The organism is Paenibacillus sp. J22P165, assembly GCF_059692015.1.
Genome location: NZ_JCAUAP010000004.1, coordinates 594,076 through 619,829, shown reverse-complemented (window position 1 = coordinate 619,829; position 25,754 = coordinate 594,076). Strand labels below are relative to the sequence as shown.

Below are 25,754 nucleotides of genomic sequence, written 5' to 3'. Positions count from 1 at the left end.
CCGCTCAAAACAGTTGAAACACCCTAATATTTCCAGCAAGAATGTGTTATTGCCCCTGGGGCATGGTAGCATTTATAGTAGAAACTAACTTTTAGAAGTAGAGGATGGTTGATGGACATGGGAAACAAACTATATCACGGTGCCGCCTGGTATCCAGAGCTTTGGAATGAAACAGTCATTGCACAAGATATTGAACTTATGAAGCAAGCAGGCATGAATGTCGTAAGAATTGGCGAGTTCGCCTGGTCCAATATGGAACCAACAGAAGGAAATATTGATCTTACTTTTTTTGTGCGCATGGTCAAACTCTTGCATGAAAATGGCATTGATACCGTGATGTGCACACCGACTCCTACACCGCCAATTTGGTTCACGCACGGACATCCTGAGCGGATGTATGTCAATGAACAGCTGCAAGTCATGGGCCATGGCTCTCGTCAGCATGCCTGTACGAATCATCCTTATTTCCGGGAAAAGGCCGCCACCATCACCAAGCACATTGCTCAGGCCATTGGCCGCTTGTCAGGTCTGATTGGCTGGCAGATCGACAACGAATTTAAAGCGCATGTCTCCGAATGCTTATGCGGAACGTGCCTTACGCAATGGCATGACTGGCTGGAGGAACGTTATGGAACTGTTGAGAAGCTGAATGAAGCTTGGGGCACGCAAATTTGGAGTGAATACTATCACAGCTTTGAGCAAGTGCCGCAGCCTGGTCCTGTACCGTTCTTGCACAACTCCTCCCTGAGTACGATGTATCAACAATTCTCAATGGAAAAAATAGCGCAGTTCTCCGATGAACAAGCGACTATCATCCGCCAATTCTCGGACGCACCCATTACACATAACAGCAGCGTTGCTTTCAGTGTGGATAATGAACGTTTATTCCGCGAGCTGGATTTCGCATCCTTCGATACGTACGCAACTTATGATCATCCTGCCAACTATTTATTAAATAATGATTTGTGGCGGAACTTTAAGCGCGGTCGGGATTACTGGATCATGGAGACAAGCCCCTCCCATGCTGCCTCATTGGCGAGTTATGCGAAGCCGCATCCGAATGGGTATCTCAAAGTCGAAGCGGTCGCTGCTTATGCGTTAGGGGCAGAAGCCTTCTGTTATTGGCTGTGGAGACAACAGCGTGCAGGCTGTGAGCAGCCTCATGGTTCTGTAATCAGTACATGGGGTAAACCTACGGTTGGATTCCCGAATGTGTTAGAAGTTGAGCAAGCTAGAAAAGAGATCGAAGCTACAATCTTAGCTACTCGACCTACACAAGCAGAGGTTGCCATGACTTATTCAGATCGCTCCAAAGCGTTCTTGAAAACCGAACCGCATCAGAAGCTGAATCATCGCGGGCTTGTAACCTCCTTCTATGAGCGGATACTAGACCTAGGGCTTCACCGAGATCTCGTGCCGGAAGGTTCGGAACTAGCGGGTTACAAACTGCTATTTACCCCCTTCCTCCCTTATATCTCATCCGATTTGATGAAGCGTGCTACAGCATTCGTTGCAGAAGGCGGAATATGGGTTGTTGGACCACTCTCTGGTGGACGAACGGAGGAACACACCCTGCATACGCATGCTGCCTTGGGAGATTTGGAGCAGCTCGCTGGCGTGGAGACGATCTACACGTTCCCTATGGACGGCAGTGGATCGATCGGCAGTGCCTTTGACATCGCGGCTCCATTATCGCTGTGGAGTGCAGTCTTCGAACCGAAGGAAGCCGTTGCTATCGGAACCGTGGAAGCAGGATTAACACCAGGATTAGCTTTCCTTACCGAGCGGACCTATGGCCAAGGTAAAATCGTCATGCTGGGCTCCATGCCAACTGGCGAGGAAGGCGAGAGACTATTGAACAAACTCATTACGCAATATGCGGATGATGCTGGCGTTACCCTCCGCACCGATGTGACCGCAGGTACAATTGTCGCTCCAAGACGAGGCGATGGGTATGACGTGTGGGTAGTCGTTAACATGGACGGTAATGGCGGCAGCGTGACACTCCCACAGGGTGGTATTGACCCTGTCACAGGCATGAAATACCGTGAGGGGAAACTAACGTTAGAACGTTACGAGCATAAAGTCATTCAATTTGCCGGCCTCTTATAGAAACCGATCCATTTCATAAACGATTGTACCTTTTTGAAGCTATCAACTGGGTAAACGCACTGACAAGCAGCATTCGCCTCACATACGCTGTCTAAAAAGAGGTGCACACCTTATGGCAGATTATAAAAGCAGTTCAATAAAGAGCAAGTGGGTTAAAACGAAATGGCTGCTTCAACATCATGAATTACGCCAATATGTCCCTCGGACCTTGCTTTTTACGAAGACGAATTTGGATACTATGATTGATTCGTATAAAACTGTCTTCTTTAAGCCTACAGGCGGCTCAGGCGGTTCAAATATTATCCGTATCAAGCGGAAAACGAAAGGCTTCCAGACCCAATTGAATCGCAAGAAAAATTTCTGTTCAACGCAGAAGAAACTGCATATCAGACTGTCCAATCACGCTGGTAAGCGGTCCTATTTACTGCAGAAAGGGATTTCACTTGCAAAAACAAAAGGAAGACCTTTCGACATTCGTGTTATGGTACAAAAAACGAATCAAGGAAATTGGATCACCACGGGACTATTCACCAAAATTGGAAGACCAGGCAAAGTAGCCACCAATTATAATCAAGGCGGAACGATTGGGTATTTCAAACCGACGATGCAGGGTGCAGGGTATTCGAAAGCTGATATCCAAGAGCGGGAAGCGCATTTGAAACAGATGGGTGTAACGGTCGGCAATACCTTTGATTATCACAAGCGAGGTTTCCGTGAACTAGGTCTTGATGTCGCACTCGATTCAAAAGGGAATCCATGGATTTTGGAAGTTAATACACGTCCACAGTTTTATCCGCTGAAGAACATGTCTAATCGCAAGTTATATCAGCGAATGGTGAACACAGGCAAGCAGTATGGGCGGAAGAAGTAAATAGCTAGATTCATGACTCCAACTAGGTGAAATACGGGAAATAGATGGAAATCTTCCATCTATTTCTTCGTCATTTTGCCGTTTCATAGGAATAACAGGAAAACCTCCAGTTAAGTTTGGCGTTTCTGTGCGTTTCGCAGAGAATGACCATTTTTAACTGGAGGTTTTCCATTTCAAACAAATTTTCACCGGATACCGGTAATAATAGCTGTATATTTTCCATCTAGCCGCAGCATGAGGCAGTTAGAGTTGCACCTAGGCCGGGCCGCTTTGCCGTGGGCTTGCTACTACCACTAACATCCGTTCCCAAAACTGTTTTTCTTGGAATTCAACACCTCAGCTAGGAAAGTCAACGTTAATCCTTGTCCCCAGCCTTGGATACGCTTGTCAGGCACGCCTTTGTAGCCTTCTGCGTTTTTCATGACAGCAGTTCCAGCCGATACGCCTGTTACTGTGCCATCCTCGGTAATTCGCGCTAAGATACCATCGATCGACTTCTGTGAATATTTATTGTACAGTCTTCCTCGCGTGAGTAAAGCAGTCGCAATACCTGATGATCCAGACGTTTCCAGCGGAGCTGTTGCATCATCCAGAATGGTATGCCACAAGCCTGACTCATCCTGCAGTCGGACAAGTGCGCTTAGCTGATCTCGCAAGGAGCCATCAATAATCATGAACGAAGGATGAGTCACTTCTACTAGATGGAGTGCGCGTGCCATTGTGAGTGCTGCCCATGAGTTTCCGCGTGCCCAGAACATGGCGGACATATTATTTTGAGCAATATTGTCCCATCCATGATAGTACAGGTTCGTTTTCGCATCCTGCAGGACATTTTCATGTCCATGATACTGCTTCAACCCTAACTCGAAATAATCGTCGTTATTCAGCAATTTCCCCACACGCAGCAGGAAGTAACCAGCCATAAACATGGTATCTACCCAGGCTTGTTCTGGGAAATTGTACGTTTCGGAATTAACGGTGTGCTGGAGGATATCATCCCCAAAGCGCTCCGCTTCTGTGGTTAGGAAATTCGCCATTTCCTTCACCGTGTCCAGATATTTCTCTTCTTTCGTCACATCATATAAGGTAAGTAGGGAATGTCCGATGGACACCGCATTAACCGAAAGCTTCGGCAAGCCATCTTCCATATTTTCATCCACCCAAGCCTTCAAACGGGTGAGATAGCTTTCATTCCCTGTGGCTGCATAAGCTTCGCTTACGCCATAAAACGCGACACCACCAGGCCAATCCCAGCCGAAATCCATCCGGAAAGTACGATCTACTACTCGGTCAATTGCTGATCTGATTTCATTTTCGTCAAATACTAATTTAGGCATATCTTCAAGTTCTCCTCTCATCCTCTATCCTTTCAAACCACTCGTACTAATCCCTTCAACAATGTACCGTTGGAAAATGAAGAATACAACAACAATCGGTACAAGTGACGCGGATGCCATGGCGAACATGCCTCCCCAGTTATTCACGGATTCTCCGTCCAAGAAAAGCTTCAAGGCTAGAGACACGGGGTACATACTCGGTTTGTTCAAGTAAAGCAGCGGGTTAATAAAATCTTCCCAGCGCCAGTAAAAGGAGAAGATCGTTGATGTAATGAGCGCTGGAACGATAAGTGGCACCAAAATCCGGAAAAAGATGCTGTATTTACTGCAGCCATCCATCTTAGCAGCTTCATCGAGCTCGATCGGAATCGTCCGAATGAACTGCATAATCAAGAAGATAAAGAATGGAATCGCAAAGAATTGCGGCACGATAATCGGTTTAAAGGAACCAATCCACGCTAACTTCGCAAAAAGAACATATTGTGGAATGATTGTAACGTCATGCGGAAGCATCATCGTTAGCATCATACAGCCGAACCAGAAGTTTCTCCCGAAAAATGGGATGCGGCCAAAAGCATACGCAACGAGGGCTGAGCTGACTACCGCGCCGATCGTCGACAGGATTACGATATAGAATGAATTCATGAAAAAGCGACCGAATGAATTACCTGCGAAGCCTCTCCAGCCTGTTTGAAAATTCTCCCAAGCAATCTTACTCGGAATTAAGCTATACGCGGTTGAAAATATTTCACTATTGGGCTTCAACGAGCTTGCAAGCAACCAAATGATAGGATACATCATCATGAGCGACAATAGCACTAGAAGGAGATGATAGCCAAAGCGTTTGTAGTTGTTGGAGTATGCCATGTTATTTCTCTCCTTTGTTTTCGTAGTAAACCCAGTATTTCGAAGTTTGGAAAATAACGAGTGCAATGATACCGACAAGAATGAGCATCACCCACGCCATTGCGGAAGCATAACCCATTTCGTAGAATTGGAACGCTCGGCGGTATAAGTACAAAGAGTAAAGCAATGTATTGTCTAGCGGTCCGCCTTCGCCGCGGGAAATAATGTAGGCTGGCGTAAAGGTCATAAACGCTGAGATAGTTTGCATAATTAGGTTGAACAAGATAATTGGGCTAAGCAACGGAAGCGTGATTTTGAAAAACTGGCGTACTTTATTCGCGCCGTCGACGCTAGCCGCTTCATAATAAGAGGCTGGAATGTTTTTGAGACCTGCCAAGAAGATGAGCATGGAAGACCCGAACTGCCAAACGGACAACGCAATCAGTGTCCATAATGCCGTCGACGGATTTCCGATCCAGGACGTATCTGTGTGAATTCCGATAACGCCTAAAGCGGAGTTCACCAAGCCTTTATCCCCGAACACTTGCGTCCACATGATGGAAACCGCCACGCTTCCGCCGATCAACGAAGGCAAGTAAAACGAGGAGCGATAAATGCCGATACCTGAGACTGCTTTATTCAGTATCACCGCCACCATTAAGGCGAAGGCAAGACGCAATGGCACGCTAGCGAATACATACGTAAAGGTTACACTGACTGATTTCCAATACTTGTCGTCCGCTGTAAACATTTTTTCATAGTTGTCAAAGCCGATAAAATTCGGTGCATCAAACAAATTGTAATCCGTAAATGAATAGAAGAGTGAAGAAATAATCGGATACAGCGTGAAAATGAGAAACCCCAGAATGAAAGGGGAAGCAAATATGTACCCCACCAGGTTATCGTTATAACGCAGCTTGTTCATTGGTGATCAACCCCTAACTTGATTTATGAAGTGGAAGCCTCGCTTCCTCTCTTCTCTACCTTTATTATAAAAGAGTTGATTCACTGCCAGAAGGCAAAAAACCGTTCTGTTTGTATAAATAACAGAGTGATAATAGCGTTTACACTGTTCTAACAACACGCTTTTCGAACACGAAGAAAGCCTCCGCATAAGGAACATGCGGAGGCTTTCGTGCCGAGCTTATTTTTTGTTTTTAGCCAAGATTGCTGTCGCATCCTTACGGAATTTCGCTGCGCCCTCTTCAACTGTCAACTTTTTGTACATGATTTGTTCAGCTGTATCTTTCAGCAGTTTCTCTACTTCAACGGAGCCAATCGGACTTGGCGGATCCATCGGGGAAGCATTTTTCTCTGCCCAAGCTACGTACTCAAATACTTTCTTTTGTTCAGGCGTCAAGAGCGGCATCAAAGCTTCTTTCACCTTGGACGAAACTGGTACACCGCGCTCACCCATGATGATTTTGTTCGCGTCGATATCATTGATTAAGAAGTTAACGAATTTAGCTGCTTCTTCTTTGTTTTTGGAGCTTTTTGCAACAGACCAGAACATACTTGGTTTCAAGAACAATGCTTTGTTTTGACCCCAGCTTGGTGTTTTGATAACATCCAGCGTACGTTTCGCAGCTGTATTGAATCCGATGAACTGGTTGGACCAACCGAATGTGGCAACTGCATTGCCTAGAACCATTTCGTCGTCTTCCGCAGTTCCTTTTTTCTGTGCTAGCTTATCTAGCGGCAGCAGGTAACCGGAATCATACCATTTTTTGTACATCGTGTAGTAGTCAACAAACGCTTTATCATCCGCATAGCCAAGTCCAGCGCCATCAGCCGCGTATAGCTTTTGACCAACGCTTCTCAGATAGAACGGGAAGTACACGTCATGACGAAGATCGCCGGCAAGCAATTTGCCTTTGGCTTTCAGCGTAGCGCCAATTGCGTCCAAATCACCAAATGTCCAATCTTCCTTCGGTGTAATGCCATTGTCTTTTAGCATTTGCGTGTCCACCGTAGCACCTAAGGCATTGGAGCCTGCGTTTAGTGCAACTAGTTTACCATCCACTTTACCGCCGGAAAGATTGTTTTCAGCAATGTTTTTCACGTCGAGCACGCCGCTTGTTGTAAATGGTGTTAAGTCTTCTAATTGCCCTCTGCCGCCATATTGTGTCAGGTAAGAGATGTCCATTTGAAATACGTCAGGCAAGCCATTCGCTGCTGCTTGTGGAGCAAGTTTCTTCCAGTAGTCGTCGAATGCTGCATACTCCGACTCAATTTTCACATTCGGGTATTTTTGTTGGTACAACTCAATGACTTTCAGCGTATAGTCATGACGAGCTTGACCGCCCCACCAAGAAACGCGCAATGTAACTGGATCTGCTTTGGCACTTGTCGTTGGAGCTGAACTCGTTGCTGGGCTAGAACCTGTGCTTGGTGAGCTAGTTGAACCGCTAGAACCGCTTGTACCACAACCTGCAAGTAGTACTGCAGCCGAGATAATCGTAAACATCACTTTTTTCATCTGTATTTCCTCCCCAAAGTTGTAATCGGTTTCTTTCTATTCGTATTATCGCGCTGGAAGGAGGAAAGGTTAATCCAAAATACAGTCCTATTTGTTTAAAATGCAGAGGTGTCTGTCGATTTCATATACTCAGAAGGTGTCGAACCCCGGTATTTTTTGAAAACTTGACTAAAATATTGGGGATTGTCTCCAAACCCAAGTCGCTCCGCAAGTTCAAAAATTTTGATATCTGTATCTTCCGCAATCATTTCCGTGGCACGATTAATTCTTGCTTTCATGACATAATTGGAAAACTTCTCTCCCGTTTCCTTCTTGAATAATTTCCCGAGATAGTCCGCATTCATATACAACATATCATGAGCTACCCAATTCAAGCTGAGCTCCGTATTCCCAAGCTGGGAGTTAATCACATCCATTACCTTCTGAACAATCGCGCTATGCTTCACTTTGTTAAGTCCATAGAAACGTTCCGTCATGGTAAGGACTACATTTTCCATGAAAGTCTGAATATTCTGAAGCGTATGCATGTCCACAATCAAGGGGATTTGCGTAAAATAATGATTCATTTCTTCAGGTGCACATTGCCGAACTAAGGAAACAAATTGCTGAATCACATAGGACTTCGTTACATCAATGTCCAGCTGTGCTTCCTTTAATCCCGCAATAAAAGCATGCAAAGCAGCCTCCGCTTCCTCACGATGACCGGATCTCACAGACATATTGAGACGCTCCTCGTCCCAACCCAGCTCTCTCGGCGATGCTTCTTGCGAGACTTCGGTATCTTTGCGGGTAATTAAGCTGCCTTCTCCCAAATAAAACCGATAATTCAACAGATGCAAGCATTGCTTATACAGATGTCTGGCTTTCGTAATATGGCTGGGTTCACTAAGGGCAATTGTTGTGTCCATTTTGTAATACGTCTGAAACGTGTCTCGGATATGATAAATCCGCTCATGGAGCTGATCGATGTGGTCGGATTCTTCCAGGAGAATTAAGACATGATTGCCGATTGTCGTACTGAGCAATGGGCTCTCTAGAATTTCCTGGGCAATATTCTTGATCGCAAACAGATGCTCGAACTCAAAGCTGCCTTCCAACTGAAACAAAAGAAGACGGATTTGATAGTCAAAATCCAGCTTAAATAAGCTGCGGAAATAGTCCCAATCCCAATGGCCATATGTTTTATTCGTCACGAATTCCTTTAAGAATTGTTCCTTCACATGCGGCATCACTTTCTCAAGTTCCGCTTTCATGTTCCGTACGAACGACTCTTTATTCGTCTCTTGTTCAAGCTCAGCCACAATTTCCTGCAGCGCTTCGCCAATTTTGCCTTCGTTCGTTGGTTTTAGCAAATAATGCTTAACCCCGTACTGCATGGCTCTACTCGCGTAATCAAACTCACCGAAGCCTGACAACAGCACAAAGCGAATCTGAGGATAAGCCTCATGTACCCGAGCCACAAGCTCGAGTCCGTCCATGCCAGGCATGCGAATATCACTGATGATAATATCGGGCATCTGCACCTGGATGAAATCGAAGGCTTCCACCCCGTTCCGCGCAGTCCCGATTAGTTCTGTTTGTAGGGAGGACCAATCCACCATACGTGAAATGCCATCTAGAATGATTCTCTCATCGTCAACTAATAATACTTTGTGCATTTCTTATTCCTCCTGACCATTTGGTAAACTAAGAATGATCGAAGCCCCATGCTTCACTGCCTCATCTACACGAATCCCGTAATCTTCCCCGAAGGCAAGCTTAATCCGATCATCAATATTCAAAAGTCCAATTCCCTTGCCTTTCGTCGTCACTTCACCACTGCGCAATCTGTCAATCATCCCTTTCGGGATGCCTGGTCCTGTATCCTCAACAGCAAGGAAGATCCCCTCTTCGGTGCTCCAGCCTCGAATCGAGATTTCACAAGGCTCAATCGTTGACTCCAGCGCATAATGAATCGCGTTCTCCATCAATGGTTGGAGTGTCAGCTTGGGAATGGGGCGATTCATTAAGTGTTCAGGTACGTCCAGCTTGAACACCAGTCGCTCCTCGAACCGAATTTTCTGAATGGTCACATAACTTCGGACAATATCGATTTCTTCACCGAGTGTAATAATCGGTTCCTTCAGATCAACGGAGTGCCTCAGCAAATACGCTAGCGCTTCCACCATCTCCGAGATTTTCGCTTGCCGATTCACCTTCGCCATCCAGTTGATCGACTCCAGCGTGTTGTAGAGAAAATGAGGATTGATTTGAGACTGTAACGCTTTAAATTCCGTTTCTTTAATCAATAGACGATTGGCATAATTTTCTTGAATTAAGGTGTTAATACGCTCGATCATGAATCGGAAGCTTCGCTGCAAAAGACCAATTTCATTCATGGCCACTTGTCCGCCAGGGGGAAATAAATTCGCTTCTTCGAAATTTCCTTTCTCTGCAAGCTTCATGCGTACCATCAATTCGTCGATCGGCCGCGTTAAGCTGTACGAGAATCGTATGCCTATAAGAATGACAACGACAAAGATGGCAATAAAGACGAAAACGACCATTTCTTTAATAAAAATAATCCGATCAAAAATCTGATTAAACGACGTAATATTCAAATACGTCCACCCCGTATTCAATGACTGTATTTGGGCAATGAAATACTCTTCGCCGTCAATTTTCTGGATTTCATAGCCCTTCCCATTGTTCATCGGTGCGGCGATCCGCGTCCAATCAAAAGAGGGATTACTTGGGAAGATAACGTTTCCATTAGAAACGATCATCACGTCCCCCTCTTCGGGTGCAATATCACGGACAATCTTATCAATATTAATCCGAATGACAAGCGTACCTAAATAGTCCAAATCAAAGTTTGTTTTGTGAAACGAGCGAATTTCCCGCGTCGCGATCAACGCCGAATCTTTGCTGTCGGGGTACAACCAACGGTTTTCTCCCATGCCCTCAGCGGCGACATCCAAAATATGCTTTTTCCGCTCCGCATCCATTCGCATGATATTACCGCCTTCATGCTCATTTCCTTTGGCATCCATAATTTGAATCGAATACAGATAGGGCTCTTCCCCCGAATAACTGATCAGCCGATCAACCAAGTATTGACTAATGATCAGACGGTCATAATCCGAAGGATTTCTTTTGAGTGACGTCAACCATTCCTGCACTTGCTCCTCTGCCAAAATCCGATAAGAAAGCTGCTGCAATCGCTTGAGCTCAGTTTCAATGGCAGTCGACGATAAATTAAGCACGCGAGAGGACTTCTCATAGATTTGCCCATCGTAGATCGAGAAGACATATTGCTGTATCAAAATGGTGAATGTCAACGAAACCGCGATAATCATCGTTATCAAAATGGATAATTTGTTCTTGATCTTCATGTGCCGATAAGTATCTAGGACGGAACGTAAACCCATGGCTGGCCGACTCCCTATTTCGTTTTGTTATCGATTATGGCATCCAGAAGACCAATGGTCAACGGTCTGTTACTGGCAAGCCCTCTGTTTCATGGTCAGATTACCCCCGATAGGCCCGTGGCGAGACCCCCATATAAGACGTGAAAGCACGTGTGAATGCGTACAGCTCGGAATAGCCTAATGAATAGGCGATTTCTGTCACAGACAGTGTCGTTGTCTTGAGGAGCTCGGCCCCCTTTTCTAACCGTTTTCGGGCTAAATAACGCTGTGGAGAAATGCCATATTTATTCAGAAATGCGGTATATAAATGGGATCTATGATAGCCAAAATGTTGGGCTGCATCCTCAACGCGAATATGCTCGGTATAGTGAAGATCGAAGAAATCCTTGACTTGAGCCAGCCAATTTTCTTTCTCTTTCGAAGAAGAACGGTTAATTTGTAGATTCATTTTATAAAATAAGTCACTGAGTGCTCGCTGTTCGAGAAACATATTTTTCTTTGGCCCTGCAATAGCCCCTATCACACTACGTAATGATTCTCCAACCTCGTTACTTACAATATCATGTAACCAATATTTAGTAGGCGTAAGTCCGAATTCCGCTCTTACTAGTGGCAATTGATCCCCTTCCATCGCGAGCCAAATCATTTTCAGTGGCGGTATGCCATCATCCGATTGCATCGTTTCATACACATAGGGACGTCCGGGAAATAAGCAAAATAAATCTCCCTCACTTAATTCAACAGTAACATCAAGCGAAGTCACTCTCACTTTGCCTTGAATGATCCAATGAAAACTTGTTTGTTCAATCACTCTGGGACCAATGTGGTAGCTTGGCTTAGCGAGATTCTGACCCGCACGTACAACCCAACATCCGCTTGCACTTTGAAAAGGGTGGGGAATGGCCAGCCAGATATCGGCAAATTCCATCTCTAACTCTTGCATGGAGATACAGCTCCTCTTATATGCCTGATCTATCTAGCATAATTAAAAGCCAACATAATGACAACTTCTAACATTCAATCATGTTGGTATGCTCCTCCTATTTTTATACTAAACATAGAAAATACCATGCAGATGAAAGGTGGCAGCAGCCTTATGAAGAAACCTAATATTCTACTCATCACAAGTGATCAACAGCATTGGAATACGATTGGGGCTTTTAACCCTGAACTATCCACGCCTAACTTAGATCGGCTTGTCAACGAAGGTACGACCTTTACCAGAGCCTATTGCCCAAACCCTACCTGTACCCCAACTAGATCTTCCATCATTACGGGACAATATCCGAGTCAGCACGGCGCATGGACACTTGGCACAAAGCTGCTGGAAGATCGACATACGGTTGGTGAAGATTTCAAAAAAGCGGATTATCGAACTGCCTTAGTCGGGAAAGCTCATTTTCAACCGCTCAAAGGCACAGAAGAATACCCTTCGTTAGAATCTTATCCCATTCTTCAGGACCTCGATTTCTGGAGAACCTTTGATCAGCCATTCTATGGCTTTGACCATGTTGAATTAGCCCGCAATCATACGAATGAAGCACACGTAGGACAACATTATGCCCTATGGATGGAAGAGAAAGGACTCACCAACTGGCGCGATTATTTCTTAGCTCCAACAGGAACGATGGATCCTAATCAGTTGCATCATTGGGCCATTCCCGAGGAGTTTCACTACAATACCTGGATAGCTGAAAGAACGAATGCCCTTCTGGAACAATACCAACAATCCGATGAAGGCTTCTTCCTTTGGTCGAGCTTCTTTGATCCGCATCCTGACTATTTAGTCCCTTCGCCTTGGGATACCATGTATGATCCGGACAAGCTAACGATTCCAGCGATCACACCTGGCGAGCATGACAAGAACCCACCGCATTTCCGTTTAACACAAGAAGAGAATCCCGACTTTTCCCATCTAAAAGAAAGCGGCTTTGGCATCCATGGTTATCAATCGCATTCTCGTCTACCAGAAAGCGAGCGCAAACAGCTCGTTGCCACCTATTATGGGATGATCAGCTGTATGGACGCACACATCGGCCGTATTCTAGACCGATTAGAAGAGCTTGGACTTGCTGAGAATACCATTGTCGTTTTTACAACTGATCATGGTCACTTCTTTGGGCAGCATGGTCTGCAATATAAAGGCGGCTTCCACTACGAGGATCTGATTAAGCTCCCCTTTATTGTCCGATATCCGGGCCATGTGCCTGCCGGCACAACTTCGAATGCCATTCAGTCCCTCGTCGACTTGGCTCCTACCTTTCTATCCATGGCGGGGCTGCCAATTCCATGCTTCATGACGGGCATAGATCAAAGCAGCGTATGGACAGGTCAGGCAGAGCGTGTACGTGACCATGCCATCTGTGAATTCCGCCACGAGAAGACAACCATTCATCAGAAGACATATGTAAATGATCGCTATAAACTAACCGTCTACTATAATCAAACGTATGGTGAGCTTTTTGATCTCCAAGAGGATCCAGGTGAGATCAGAAATTTATGGGATGAGCCTGCGTTTAAAGAATTGAAAGCCGATCTGTTGTTGGCTTATATTTGGGCGGAGTTGGGGAAAGAGCCGGTGGCGATGCCGCGAATTTGGGGCGCCTAGCCCTCTCTAAACCCTCTTGAGCCGCTTTATACGGTATAGAAAAGGCTATATACGTTAAGAAACACGGCTGCCTCCGTCCTCGGAAAGTCAGAATCTAAAAAGATGCGAATATGCATCTTTTTCCACCAAATTTATCCTATTTATGGAGTATTAGTGAAAAAGGATGTATTTTCGCAGCAATTCCTCGATAAACGGGCTATTCTCCTTAAAAAAGATGTATTTTTGCAGTTCTCTGCTCATTGCGAGATGCTGAATAGGAATCAAAAAGGAGTAAGCTTCGCTTACTCCAAAAACTCCAAAACGTCAAAAAAGCTCCCTTCTCAGGGAGCTTCTCTCTTTTTATAGAACCGTTTGAAAGCCTGTCTTATCGGCATGTTTATATTTAATACCTGAACCACGTGTTGAGATGACCATCATATCTCGCCAAATCAGCAAATCCGTCACCTCGGCTTGCGCATTCAACGCATGAAGCATGATGTTGCCTCTGAACTCGATCAGTTTATACAGCCCCGTATTGGCACATACATAGACGTCACCGCGATGCGCGACCAATCGGTTCAAGAACATGCCCTCAAACCGGTGCTGATTTAAACCGCCTTGCTTATTGCCTACGACTAAGCCTCCACGCTCCGTTGTTCCTACGAGCAAAGTGTTGAACACCGCTAAGCTGGTCACCGCTTGGGTGAGCGGCATGCTGCACCAATCCCCCGTAAATAAATCGTAATAGGAGATGCCATCTTCATACCCTAAGAATATGAAATGAGGAGTCACCATCAAATCGTAGGTTTTCTTCCCGCGATATGCAAGTGGCAGCCATTCCTCCTGATTCCCGCAGAGCAGACCATTTTCCGTGAGCACGAATCGATCGCCCCAGCCAACTGCCCGATAACAGGGATCCGTAACGGTTGTTTGCTGCCATACATCTTCCTCAAGATGATATAATCCGTGGCTTGTGGAAGCGAATAACTGCGTATCCACCCAATCTAAGCGATATACATGAACCTGCGCCGGCAAGCCTTCTGAGGCGCTTTCCCATGATCGTAACGGCGAGAACTGAACCACACCGTGCCCTTCAGTCCCCGCATATAAGACCCCATCTGGAGAGGCAGTCAATGTGGTAAATCGTAAGGATAGCAAATCATTGGTGGATTGCCATGTCGAATTTGTTTCCATGAAGTTCATCCTCTCTGCAGCACGTACATCTGCGACTTTCCAAATACACATCTTTCACAAGTCTGAGATAATCCAACGATTGCTCCATAGTGAAATGGTTCGTCTCAATACGATGCTGCTTGCCGCTCATCAAATTGACAAGTTGCAGCTGCACAGGAATCCCTCCGAATGCTTTATTGCAAAAAACAACCGACATATGTGTAAACAGGGCAAGCGATGCCGCGCTGTCTTCCACGACAAATTTATGTATCACAATGGATTGCTGCGACGAGTCCATCGCTTGCACGATCATCGATAAACCCATATCAAGCTCATCAACCCACACATCCATGCTTTCAAATAAAAGGATCGGCCATTCCATCCGGCTTTCACCTGTCAGAATGCCATACAACTGCTCAATGACATTATGCTTAACATTGCTATAAAAGGTATCTGAGCCGAATTTTTGGACTTTATTCGTCCATTTCTTTTCGAAATCGTGCGTTAACGCACGATGCGTTCGAGCTGCTACGGGCATGGTGTACCATGCGTTAATGGCATGATAAGCCGCGTATTGCGTTAGCTGCTGCCAATTTAGATCTTCGGAATCCGTTCCACGATCTTCATGAGTGAGGGTATGCATCCACCGCTCTAATTGATAATCTGCAATGACTTGCAAGGTCCCGACGCCAATACCGTTCTCGCTATGATTCATATCGACTAGCCCCCTCATGATGTCGTTCATTCTCGTCAGCGATTGATAATCATTTTCATTTACTCACTACATCGAATGATAATGGTTCTCACTTATATTGTCAAGAAAAACGAACACATTTAGAAGCTAATTGACAAAATGTCAGAAAACGACAACGATTTTCGAGCGACATTGCAATCAAATTACGTTAATCTATGAAAAATGATTCATAGGAGGCGTACTAGGATGCAAAACTTACAAATCTGCGGATTGGGTTTTATCGTGCTATGTATTATGTATTATCTCGTCATCGATGTTTTCGAGAAGAGTAAACGCCTCAGACAGACTGCTGTAAGCTTACAAGAACCCCTGACCGAAACGGTTCCAAAAGTGATCACCAAGGTAGCCCTTCCCACTCAGGAAACTGTGTATCCTATGTATATTGACTGTAGTCGCAACGAACAATTTATCCCGCAACACTCGAATAACGCTTTAACCCCTGTGACCATATAAAATAGGCAATCATCACGATTACCATAGCAGCGGCTGGAACACCCCAAACGGCCCAGCCGTATTGCTCTGGTCGTAATAAGTACGCAGCTGGATAAAAGCTGGCCAATGAATACGGAATGATGTAAGTTAACAGTCCACGAAGCAGCGGATGAAAAATTTGTAAAGGATATCTTGTGAAATCATATAGCCATGTTATCGGATAAATCAGTGAGCGTACCTCTTGAATCCAGAATGTAAGTACACTGATGGTGAGCAAGATCGAGAATTGTATGAACGCGCTACATAACAATGCGATGCCGACATAAAGAACGCTTAAGAATGTCCACGTCATCTCCAAGTGTGAAGCCGCATATCCCATAATCGCAAACCCTGTGATCAGTTGACCGACGCCATTCAACTCTTGCGAATATCCTATCGCTTGAAAAAGCACACCAACTGGCCTCACCATCATCATATCCATACGTCCGTTCCGAATGTACCCTGTTAACAGGAATGGCGCGTTGAAGAAGGTCTGATTTAGCGCTCGCCCCGTTGCGGCAAGTCCGAACATAAAGACCAATTCATGGAAGTCCCAGCCTGCTAGCATCGGAATTCGATTGAATATCACCGTCAAAAAAATCAATGTGCTCCCCTGTGCAACAATCCCCGCAATGACCGCGATGAGTGTATCCGCCCGATATTCAACTAACGTTTTAACATACACTTTTAAAAATTGACCATACATCCCTATGAGATACACAACTTGCTGTATCCAGCTTCTCTTCGGTGCAAGCATCCTTTCACCCCCCGTTTATCGCGAGTCGTTTCGCCGCTTTCATCCACAATAATCGACTAATCACAATCATCACTAGTGCCCAGGCAAGCTGCTCCAACAGTGCATAGCCAATATGTATTCCCGTCAATCTGCCTGTATAAATCGAAAGTGGAATATAAGCCATAGCTTGAAAAGGTAAATAATTAAGGACCGTCTGTAGACTACTTGGAAAGAAATCGAATGGGATCAACGTACCTGCGAAAATATCCATAATGGCCCGCTTCGCCAGCTGTACGCCGAACGTATTCGTGGTCATAAACGAAATCATCATAATAATGGAATTAATACTAAATGCCACTAAGAAGCCTATGAAAAGACTTAGCACAAAGCCAACCCCTGCCCCCAAGCTCGGTGGTGATAATATCCCAAGACCGAAGATTAATAAGAGTAAAGCAGGAATATTAACCCACACCATTTCCACGACAAAAAAGCCCGCTGCTTCTACAAATCGCTGAACCTGAAAGTCCACCGGTCGAATCAGATCAAGTGCGATGTCCCCCGAACGAACACGTAACGCCATCGCATACGTAGGAGCTCGCTCCGCAGGTGACCACCGTGCGAAGTTAATCGTCTGCCCAACCATAATATAAGTAATCAATTGCTCCCAAGGTAACACTTGCCCTGTACCGTAGGTATAAATCGCTTTCCAGAGCATGTAATAAAGGACACAGAACATCAGCGTTGACACCAGTGTCATGATAAAATCAAATCGAAACTGCATCCGTTGTCGAACCGCAATACGGGACATGCCACCAAGCCGTCTCAAGGTATCCATTAGCGAATGACCACACCTTCCAACTTAGGATGAGACCCAAGTGATGGACCGGAAATTCCCTCGCGATAAATCCGAGATATTAAGGCGTCGATGTTCTCATCTTGCATGGTAAGGTCCCGCGGTTGTGTCTTCTCTAATAAATGTTTAAGCAATGTTGACGTATCGATTTGATGCTGATCATACGAGATTTTGAGCATCCGTTCTTCTACTTGCGTGATGACCTCATAGCCCTTAAACAACGAGGCTGCCGCTTCAGCGAGCCATGTCTCTTCGAACGTTGCTTTGATTTGCCGCTCCGTCGCAAAATGATCGCGAATATGTTGCAAGGTGCCGTCATAGATTAATCGGCCCTTATCGATAATCATCGTCCGATGACATAACCGCTCAATATCATGCATGTCATGTGTCGTGAGTAGCAGCGTGACACCTTTTTCTTGATTAATCTTCTGAATAAAAGCACGAATGCGCTCCTTCGCGACAACATCAAGCCCGATCGTTGGCTCATCCAAGAAGAGAATATCTGGCTCGTGCAATAAAGAAGCGAGGATTTCACATCGCATCCGCTGCCCAAGTGAAAGCGTTCTCACTGGACGGTTTAATAAATGCTCCACTTCCAAAACCTCGGCAAACTCACGTAAATTTCTGTGATAATTGTCCCAGGAGATGCTGTACATATACCGTAGCAGATCGAAGGAATCCTTCACAGGAAGATCGAATAGCAGCTGACTCCGTTGTCCGAATACGACACCGATCTGATAGGAGCTTTGCTTGCGACTTTTGTGCGGGACCAACCCCGCTACTTCAATGGTGCCTCCACTTGGCTCGAGGATGCCCGTCAGCATTTTGATCGTGGTCGATTTACCCGCGCCGTTCGGCCCTAAGTAGGCAACACTTTCCCCTTTTTCAATAGAAAAAGAAATATCCTCCACCGCGACCATCTCGCGCTTCTCGGGCTTTATTAAGCTCCTTAACGTTGCAAATCGCCCCGTACGTCTCACATCGGTTTCAAACGTTTTTCGTAAATGCTTAACCTCAATTAACGACAAAGCACTCTCTCCTTCTGGTTTGCGATAGTCTGAAATGATCCTATCCATTATACCAAGGTTTTCCAACGGGGGGATACTCCAATAATTTGCGAATAGGGAACCCAATTGCCTTATTGGGCTGAAATTAGCTGAAATCGAAGCTGAAGGGAACGTAGATGCGCTGTTTGGCCGATTTTCGTTATTTTTCGCGTTATTAGGCACATTAGGACATGTCGTTCCCCGCAATGACGTTTTCTCTTATGTCTCGTATAACACGCGTCCTGTCAATGATAGGTCATAGCCGCGGATAGGACGTAATTCATTCTGAAAAGCTTCCGATTGTAAAATGCGTAGAACCCGATCGATCCAAGCGAGGTTTTCTGGCTTTTTTAACATCACAAGATCATAACGTTCCTGAATAAGCGGGATGAAATCAACGCCGCCAACCATCGATGCAGCTTTTTCGATACCAATACCGAAGTCCACCTCGCCGATAGCAACCTTACCTGCAACACCCATATGATTCGATTCTTCGTGATCATAACCGCGAAGCAACTGCGGTGAGATACCATGAAGTCGGAGCTGCTCATCTAGAAGCACACGTGCGCCAGAACCTTTCTCACGATTCACCATGCGAAGATCGCTTCTTTTAAGATCTGCCCAACCATGGAGTTGCTTCGGATTGCCTTCTTGAACGAATAACCCCGCCGAACGCGAGACCAGATTCACAACCACATAGGAAGAACCAATCAGCAATTTCCGTATATAGGGCAGATTATATTCTCCTGTATCCCCATCGAGCAGATGCGTACTCACAATATCCGATTCACCCTTGTACATGGCGATCAGGCTATCCAGACTTCCGACATAGGCGCGAAGCGGTCTGTAGGGTGCGATTTGTCTTTCGATATGTTTGGCTAAGATGTCCAAGCTTACATCTTGTCCGGTAATGACAATGGACTGTTTGGGCGACTGCCCGGCATACACCGCTTGCTGAGCATTAGACTCAGATGCTTCGTGGTAAACAACGGGAGCCTTGCCACCTTTGGCACGCGTTTTATAGGCTTCAAGATCCGCTGCATCTACACGCATTTGCTTACCGACACGGTAGGCGGCTAGATCCCCTTTTTTGATCAGATCATAGACGGTTAATTTGGAGATTTTCAAAAGTTTAGCTATTTCTTCCGTTGTATAGGAAACATCTGTTGTCATAGGAACCTCCATTAGGTATCTTTCGAAACCATTCTTTCCTATCATAAGCGGATATAAGGTGCATTTCAATCCTGATATAGACGTATTAAATATGGTTATATATAATTAAACATAATTAGATATCATCATTTATATCTAAATAGATAGATTAATCATTATCGGAGGGTGAACTATGTTAATTTCAAAGAAGTTTAGTGTGGTTTTATCATGTTTCGCAATTGCAACGATGATCATCACGGGATGCTCCAGTGAAAAAGCTCAACCAGCAGTGAGCACAGCACCAACGCAAGCCACACAAGCAACGGCAGCACCAACTGCAACACCAGTACCTACGGAAAAAGTTGAATTAACGATTTCCGCTGCAGCCAGCTTAACCGATGCATTGAAAGAAATTCAAACGAACTACGAAACCAAAAACAAACAAATCAAACTTAACTTCAACTTCGGTGCTTCTGGTGCCTTGCAACAGCAAATCGAACAAGGTGCTCCTGCGGATCTATTCTTCTCGGCAGCAACCAAAAATATGAAAGCTCTAGTAGACAAACAACTGATTGAAACGGCGCAGCAAAAAAACTTGCTGATCAATGAATTAGTTGCCGTCGTCCCTACGGATGGCAAGGTCGCCGTAACGAAAGCTGAAGATCTCTCCAGCGATAGCATCAAACACTTAGCCGTTGGCGAGCCTGCAACCGTCCCAGCTGGCAGCTATGCCAAAGAAGCATTAACGAATGTGAAGCTTTGGGACTCCCTGCAAGCAAAAATCGTGCAAGGCAAAGATGTACGCCAAGTCCTTACCTATGTAGAATCAGGCAATGCGGAAGCTGGTTTCGTATATAAAACGGATGCACTCACTTCCAAAAGTGTGAAAGTTGCTTTCAGCGTAGATCCAAAAACATACACACCGATTGAATACCCTGCCGGCATCGTAAAAGCAACCAAACATAGCAAAGAAACGTCCGACTTTTTCACCTATCTGCAAAGTAAAGAAGCCCAAGATGTATTCGTTAAATTCGGTTTCTCGATCCCTAAATAAGCATGGAACAGATCAACTGGACTGAATTTCTTGATCCGATCCTTTTATCATTAAAAGTTGCCATTGTATCCAGTGTGTTCGTTCTTATCTTCGGTGGTTTAGCTGCTTGGAAAATGACACGTCGGAACTTCCCCGGGAAAATCGTCGTCGAGACTACTTTTCTCTTGCCTTTGGTGCTGCCTCCGACCGTCGTCGGCTTCATTTTGCTCATACTGTTAGGCAAAAGGAGCTGGATTGGACACCTTATGGATTATGTGTTCCATCAATCAATCATTTTCACATGGGGCGCTGCTGTGATTGCTTCGATCGTGGTAGCTTTCCCACTCGTGTACCAAACGATGAAAACCGGCTTCTCCATGGTCAGCAAAGACCTAGAGGACGCAGCAAGATCCATCGGAGCTAGCGAGTGGCAGGTACTTTGGTATATTACGCTACCTTTGGCATGGCGCTCTATCATTGCCGCGTACATCCTTGGCTTTGCCAGAGGGCTTGGCGAGTTCGGAGCGACGCTCATGATCGCGGGCAACATCCCGCATAAGACCCAAACCTTGCCAACTGCTATTTACATCGCTGTGGAATCTGGAAATCAAACACTTGCCTGGTACTGGGCAGCAGCCATTATTCTGATTTCCTTCGGGTTACTGTTCATCGCGAATCACAGAACGAAGAGCTGAAAAAAAAGCAGCATCTCCATGAGGGCTAACCTCTTGAAGATGCTGCTTTTTTCCTTTAGTACAGGGGATATTTGACCCGTAGGTCTTCCCGGAACAGAACAACGGAATCATTGCGAATATAATGACACACATACGAGCGGCGCCAACGGTCTTTGCTGCGATTTTTGTAGGACGAGTGAATGAGCAGCTCATGGAAAAATAAAATGTCCCCTTTTTCCATCACAACTGGAATCTCTTGTTTCAAATCAACACCTTCAGTTTCATCTGTCCAGCTCTCATGCTCCTCAAGATTCGTTACCTTTCCATGTGGCAGTAAACCCAGCTTATGCGTGCCTGGAATGACCCATAAACAGCCGTTTTCTTCATCCACAAGATCCTCCAAAGCGATCCAAGCAGCAATCATCGACTTTGGATCATCCTTGATATAGTAGTAATCCTGATGAGGAGCTTGACCTGGTGAACCTGGTTCCTTATAGAAGTACATACTTTGCACACATACAGCCTCCTCCCCCATCATTTGAGCGAGAGCGCCACGTATAACAGGGAGCTTCATGACTTGTTGTGAGAAACCATCTTGTTTATGCGGATTAAATAATCGCACAGAGAAGCGGTCCTTTTGAGAGATTTCTTGACCACCTTTTCTGGGGAGCGCCCATTCGGCAATCTCATCTGCTGATCGTATCGAGTGAATATGTCCATTAAAGGCATCAACTAGATCTTCACTGCAACCTTTTTTCAACAAATAATACCCATGCTCATGGAAAAATGCTAATTCCTTTTCACCGATAGGTGTCAATCGTTCCTTAACCTGACTTTGCACATCCATTTCCCCTTTCAAATTGTAAGCTCCAGCTATATACTTAGCATACAGACGAACTCGCATTTCGAACATGGCTGTGATTGATTGAAATATATCTGTAATTGATATGGACGTTACAACTAACTCCTTGAAAAGGATCACGATTATGAGTACAGAACCCATTATTCGAATACCTAAAGTCAAGTCTACTTTTGGCGGAACTGTCGTGTATCCGCCCGGGAGTCGCTTTGGCCCCCGTATACAAACGGATCTTCAGCTCGTCTTGCTGCATACTGGCTCGATGACGGTATATATTGATGAGGTTCCTCATGTTGTCCAGCCGGGTCAAGTCATCCTTCTAACGCCGGGCCACAATGAACAGTTCACATTCGCAAAAGAACATGAAACCTGGCATCGCTGGATTGCCGTCCATGTGGATGAGCTCTCCGTACATCAGCGTCAGCAGTTGGAGGAATTACCAGCTACTCAATCCATTAGTGAAGAAATGAATCGTTTAACTGATATTCTGATATCCTTACGATTACGCTATGACGCAGGCTCAGAAACACTTTGCACCCTTGGATTAGCAGCCCTTCAGTTATTTATTGCTGAAACAACTAGCAACCACATGCAGCTTACACATCCTTCTGTTCTACACGCGAAGAAATATATCGAACAGCATTTCCATGACCATCTGTCGCTGGAAGGCATTGCCAATGCAGTCGGCCTTTCTCCTGAACATCTCGTTCGCTTATTCCGTAAGCACGAAGGGATCACTCCGATCAAATTCGTATGGAACTATCGCATTCTGCGGGCCAACGAATTATTGACACAAACAGGCTTAGCCATTGGCGAAATCGCTATGCGCTGCGGCTTCAAAAACTCGTTTCACTTTGCTCGCTTGTTCAAAACTTCAACCGGCACCACACCATCCGACTATCGGCATGGCAACTGGCGAGGAGAATAACAAAGAAGCTGTTCTCCGCGTAGCTAACTCCTACGCGCGAACAGCTTCTTGTCTAGCTTTAACCTGCCTAATGATTGATTACCTTAATAAACTATTTTATGGCAGATTCAAAGTTGGTGTATTATCGAAGAAGTTCCACGGTTTCAACATCGCGTGTACCCACTCCGTTGGCATAATTGGCCACTCTTCCGCACGAGCCACGTGTGTAGCACCTGTCGTGATCCACACCACGTCATCCGTATTTTCAATCGAGGCATTGTCAGCTGTAAATTGTCCTAAACCTGTATCCTTCGCAGTGCGATTTGGATATTTGCCTTCAGGATAACGTTCATCCGGATGGTAAGTCGTTACCCAAATTTGCTTATCCATAAAGCCTGCACGTTTGAATAGCCAATCATCAGCACTGAATAGCGCTCCCTTGGCAATCGGATGCGTACCACCAGCAAAAGGAATGATTTGATAAGAGACCGGATTACCTACTTTGTTTTCTTTATTCGGGTTACTTAGAATTCGGATTGTAGATGGATCGAATTTCTGGGTAGCTTCTTGTTCCGTTTTTATGGATTTTTGCTCTGTAATCATTACACTTTTACGCGGCCCGCCATCCATGTTCTCAGCGACTTTCGGATCAATCTCAGTAAAAGAATTGCCCTCTCCATCCACATCCATATCAAGTCTAAAATTATAAATATGCTGATGTGTAGTGCCAACAATATTTTTATCAATCAATGTGCCATATTTCGTATCCTCTACCGCCGTTGCATCGTGCATATTACTAGTTACGACACCTTTTACCGCTTCAATCCCAGAGGCCCCGACATCGATTTTAATCGTACCATTTGGTTGCAGCACCCAGTCAAAAATATAATCATAATTACCCACCGTAGAGATCCAGCGCACAACTAATTCTCTACGTTCTTTACTATCAGTACCTTGCGCCGACATCGTATCATGCCGGTATTCAGGACCTGCATATTGTTCGAAAACAGCCATCGCATTCGGTATCGTACGAGGATTTCCTTGTGTATCGGCCGTAACAGCATCTAGCAACACCGCGTTTTCCGGAACATCTTTCCCTTTGACCAGTGAGGAAGTTAGTGTCCCCATACCATACTCTCCAGAATCAAAATACGTTTTAAAGTACCAACCAATATCCGGATCCCCATATGGTACGACCATGCCGCCTAGCGAGCCTTCGTACATAATCTTACGCTTCTCTCCCTGATCGTTATACGTCATTGTTGAAAGAATAGGTCCCACACGACTATCCAATCGCAAATGGAAATCCCAGTTCCCCCAAGAAATCATATTACCTGTTAAATTGTAATTTTTACCTGCTGTTTCTTCAATTGAAAGAGGCTTCTGTGCTAGTTTATCCGCAAAGTTACGACCATCATATGGATTTGCTTGCATCGGAACTGGGATAACCCCGTTATCCTCGATTTTAGTAATTTGTTTCTTTTCCAAATCGACAACGGCAACAAGATTTTCAATAGGGTGTGCCCAGAAGTTCCCATCCCCTGTATCCAGATAGGACACAACTTTCAATAGACGGGCATCTTCAATCAGATCATCCTCGCCCCCAAAATAACCAACCGTCAAAGGTGTCGTTACAACTTTCTTAATATCCGAAATACCACGCTTCGCAATAGCCTTGGCATACGCAACATCCCCTTCAATCACACTTTGAACTGTTATCATATCGTCCAGTGTAACCATGCCATGAGCGCCTTCCTTTGTTTCCCATTTGGTCAGCTTGCCATCGGCGAGATTTACTTCACCTTCAATAACATGTTTACCTTCCAATGCTACGAATTCAGCCACTCTAGGAAGAACTTTACTCCTTTCTCCAGTTAGGACATAATTCCACACATCGCTTTTCGCGGGGGGTTTCAGAGAGATTTCTGTAAAAAGAATCGTCTCTTTATAGTTTTCAGATTCTTTGACAATGCTGACCGCCTTCTCTATCTCTCCAGCGCTTAACGGATTAAGTGGGTTCGTATCTTTTGAAATTTGGACACTTGAGACTGCATCAGATTGGAAGATCTCATTGATAAAATCATGATATACATACGTGATACCATTCCTCATCACAACAGGCACTGCAAGTGTTCGAAGCGTACCATTCACGTTGACATTGGCACTATCTAAATGAAGTTGAGCGACTTTACCATCCTTCACAACTTGAATCGTCTTTGATGTTTCATCCCAGTACACTGCAGCTCCAAATTCCTCAAGTGTTGGTCGTAATGCCATGTATTCATCTTCAAAGCTGCCGCCATGTGCATAAGCTTGAAGCGAACCAAATGGCGCCAATGGCGTGATTGCCATTGTTAACATCGTGCCCAGAATTACCGTCTTTTTCATTGAATTCATCATTTTCATCCGTGTAGTCCCCTTCTGTTCTAGTGTTTAGTTCATCTCGATGAACTT

General features: G+C 45.1%; 21 protein-coding genes. 6 read left to right on the top strand and 15 right to left on the bottom strand.

Annotated elements, in window-relative coordinates; all coding sequences use genetic code 11:
• Nucleotides 1–117 precede the first annotated feature (117 nt).
• Together AC58QM_RS12765 and AC58QM_RS12760 are read left to right on the top strand one after the other, a co-directional pair.
• Nucleotides 118–2,112, top strand: coding sequence for a beta-galactosidase (locus AC58QM_RS12765; protein WP_497284429.1), 1,995 nt, complete (start codon nucleotides 118–120; stop codon nucleotides 2,110–2,112).
• A gap of 112 nt (nucleotides 2,113–2,224) precedes the next feature.
• Nucleotides 2,225–2,983, top strand: a complete 759-nt coding sequence (locus AC58QM_RS12760; protein ID WP_497284427.1) for a YheC/YheD family protein — start codon at nucleotides 2,225–2,227, stop codon at nucleotides 2,981–2,983.
• Between the two features lie 293 nt (nucleotides 2,984–3,276).
• On the opposite strand, the gene AC58QM_RS12755 is transcribed toward AC58QM_RS12760, so the two are convergent.
• From AC58QM_RS12755 to AC58QM_RS12725, 7 genes are all read right to left on the bottom strand, one after another.
• Nucleotides 3,277–4,320, bottom strand: coding sequence for a glycoside hydrolase family 88/105 protein (locus AC58QM_RS12755; protein ID WP_497284425.1), 1,044 nt, complete (start codon nucleotides 4,318–4,320; stop codon nucleotides 3,277–3,279).
• A gap of 24 nt (nucleotides 4,321–4,344) precedes the next feature.
• Entirely contained in the window at nucleotides 4,345–5,124 is a 780-nt protein-coding gene (locus tag AC58QM_RS12750) for a carbohydrate ABC transporter permease (protein WP_497284481.1), read from the bottom strand.
• Between the two features lie 64 nt (nucleotides 5,125–5,188).
• Complete coding sequence (locus AC58QM_RS12745; protein ID WP_310226550.1) at nucleotides 5,189–6,091, bottom strand: carbohydrate ABC transporter permease; 903 nt, start codon at nucleotides 6,089–6,091, stop codon at nucleotides 5,189–5,191.
• 219 nt (nucleotides 6,092–6,310) lie between these two features.
• The gene (locus tag AC58QM_RS12740; RefSeq protein WP_497284423.1) at nucleotides 6,311–7,645 is read right to left on the bottom strand and encodes an ABC transporter substrate-binding protein; all 1,335 of its coding nucleotides are present in this window, start codon (nucleotides 7,643–7,645) and stop codon (nucleotides 6,311–6,313) included.
• A 95-nt stretch (nucleotides 7,646–7,740) separates the two neighbouring features.
• Nucleotides 7,741–9,303, bottom strand: coding sequence for a response regulator transcription factor (locus AC58QM_RS12735; protein ID WP_497284421.1), 1,563 nt, complete (start codon nucleotides 9,301–9,303; stop codon nucleotides 7,741–7,743).
• A gap of 3 nt (nucleotides 9,304–9,306) precedes the next feature.
• Entirely contained in the window at nucleotides 9,307–11,055 is a 1,749-nt protein-coding gene (locus AC58QM_RS12730; protein WP_497284419.1) for a sensor histidine kinase, read from the bottom strand.
• A 100-nt stretch (nucleotides 11,056–11,155) separates the two neighbouring features.
• The gene (locus tag AC58QM_RS12725) at nucleotides 11,156–11,998 is read right to left on the bottom strand and encodes an AraC family transcriptional regulator (protein WP_497284417.1); all 843 of its coding nucleotides are present in this window, start codon (nucleotides 11,996–11,998) and stop codon (nucleotides 11,156–11,158) included.
• 153 nt (nucleotides 11,999–12,151) lie between these two features.
• On the opposite strand from AC58QM_RS12725, the gene AC58QM_RS12720 reads away from it, so the two are divergent.
• The gene (locus AC58QM_RS12720; RefSeq protein WP_497284415.1) at nucleotides 12,152–13,663 is read left to right on the top strand and encodes a sulfatase family protein; all 1,512 of its coding nucleotides are present in this window, start codon (nucleotides 12,152–12,154) and stop codon (nucleotides 13,661–13,663) included.
• Nucleotides 13,664–14,002: 339 nt separating this feature from the next.
• Here the strand turns inward: AC58QM_RS12720 and AC58QM_RS12715 are convergent, their stop codons facing one another.
• The 6 genes from AC58QM_RS12715 to AC58QM_RS12690 all read right to left on the bottom strand — a co-directional run bounded on the left by AC58QM_RS12715 (nucleotide 14,003) and on the right by AC58QM_RS12690 (nucleotide 19,848).
• Nucleotides 14,003–14,836 carry a hypothetical protein gene (locus tag AC58QM_RS12715; RefSeq protein ID WP_497284413.1) on the bottom strand — a complete coding sequence of 278 codons (834 nt, stop codon included), beginning with the start codon at nucleotides 14,834–14,836 and terminating at the stop codon, nucleotides 14,003–14,005.
• Nucleotides 14,802–15,530 (bottom strand): hypothetical protein, encoded by a 729-nt coding sequence (locus AC58QM_RS12710; RefSeq protein WP_497284411.1) that lies wholly within the window; start codon nucleotides 15,528–15,530, stop codon nucleotides 14,802–14,804. Before AC58QM_RS12710 ends, AC58QM_RS12715 begins: the two co-directional genes overlap by 35 nt.
• A gap of 445 nt (nucleotides 15,531–15,975) precedes the next feature.
• On the bottom strand, nucleotides 15,976–16,797 hold the full coding sequence (locus AC58QM_RS12705; protein ID WP_497284409.1) for an ABC transporter permease: 822 nt from the start codon (nucleotides 16,795–16,797) through the stop codon (nucleotides 15,976–15,978).
• Between the two features lie 4 nt (nucleotides 16,798–16,801).
• Nucleotides 16,802–17,611 carry an ABC transporter permease gene (locus AC58QM_RS12700; protein ID WP_497284407.1) on the bottom strand — a complete coding sequence of 270 codons (810 nt, stop codon included), beginning with the start codon at nucleotides 17,609–17,611 and terminating at the stop codon, nucleotides 16,802–16,804.
• Nucleotides 17,611–18,657 (bottom strand): ABC transporter ATP-binding protein, encoded by a 1,047-nt coding sequence (locus AC58QM_RS12695; RefSeq protein WP_497284405.1) that lies wholly within the window; start codon nucleotides 18,655–18,657, stop codon nucleotides 17,611–17,613. The genes AC58QM_RS12700 and AC58QM_RS12695 overlap by 1 nt, the downstream gene beginning before the upstream one ends.
• Nucleotides 18,658–18,894: 237 nt before the next feature.
• Nucleotides 18,895–19,848 (bottom strand): substrate-binding domain-containing protein, encoded by a 954-nt coding sequence (locus tag AC58QM_RS12690; protein ID WP_497284403.1) that lies wholly within the window; start codon nucleotides 19,846–19,848, stop codon nucleotides 18,895–18,897.
• 172 nt (nucleotides 19,849–20,020) lie between these two features.
• Here AC58QM_RS12690 and modA point away from each other — a divergent pair, with 172 nt between their 5' ends.
• Complete coding sequence (gene modA / locus AC58QM_RS12685) at nucleotides 20,021–20,881, top strand: molybdate ABC transporter substrate-binding protein (protein ID WP_497284401.1); 861 nt, start codon at nucleotides 20,021–20,023, stop codon at nucleotides 20,879–20,881.
• A gap of 2 nt (nucleotides 20,882–20,883) precedes the next feature.
• Complete coding sequence (modB, locus tag AC58QM_RS12680) at nucleotides 20,884–21,555, top strand: molybdate ABC transporter permease subunit (protein ID WP_497284399.1); 672 nt, start codon at nucleotides 20,884–20,886, stop codon at nucleotides 21,553–21,555.
• Between the two features lie 55 nt (nucleotides 21,556–21,610).
• On the opposite strand, the gene AC58QM_RS12675 is transcribed toward modB, so the two are convergent.
• Nucleotides 21,611–22,381, bottom strand: a complete 771-nt coding sequence (locus AC58QM_RS12675; RefSeq protein ID WP_310499098.1) for a phytanoyl-CoA dioxygenase family protein — start codon at nucleotides 22,379–22,381, stop codon at nucleotides 21,611–21,613.
• Between the two features lie 139 nt (nucleotides 22,382–22,520).
• Here AC58QM_RS12675 and AC58QM_RS12670 point away from each other — a divergent pair, with 139 nt between their 5' ends.
• Nucleotides 22,521–23,321: a helix-turn-helix domain-containing protein gene (locus tag AC58QM_RS12670; RefSeq protein WP_497284397.1), complete on the top strand. Its 801-nt coding sequence runs from the start codon at nucleotides 22,521–22,523 to the stop codon at nucleotides 23,319–23,321.
• Nucleotides 23,322–23,417: 96 nt separating this feature from the next.
• On the opposite strand, the gene AC58QM_RS12665 is transcribed toward AC58QM_RS12670, so the two are convergent.
• Nucleotides 23,418–25,706 (bottom strand): copper amine oxidase, encoded by a 2,289-nt coding sequence (locus tag AC58QM_RS12665; RefSeq protein WP_497284395.1) that lies wholly within the window; start codon nucleotides 25,704–25,706, stop codon nucleotides 23,418–23,420.
• Between the last annotated feature and the right edge of the window lie 48 nt (nucleotides 25,707–25,754).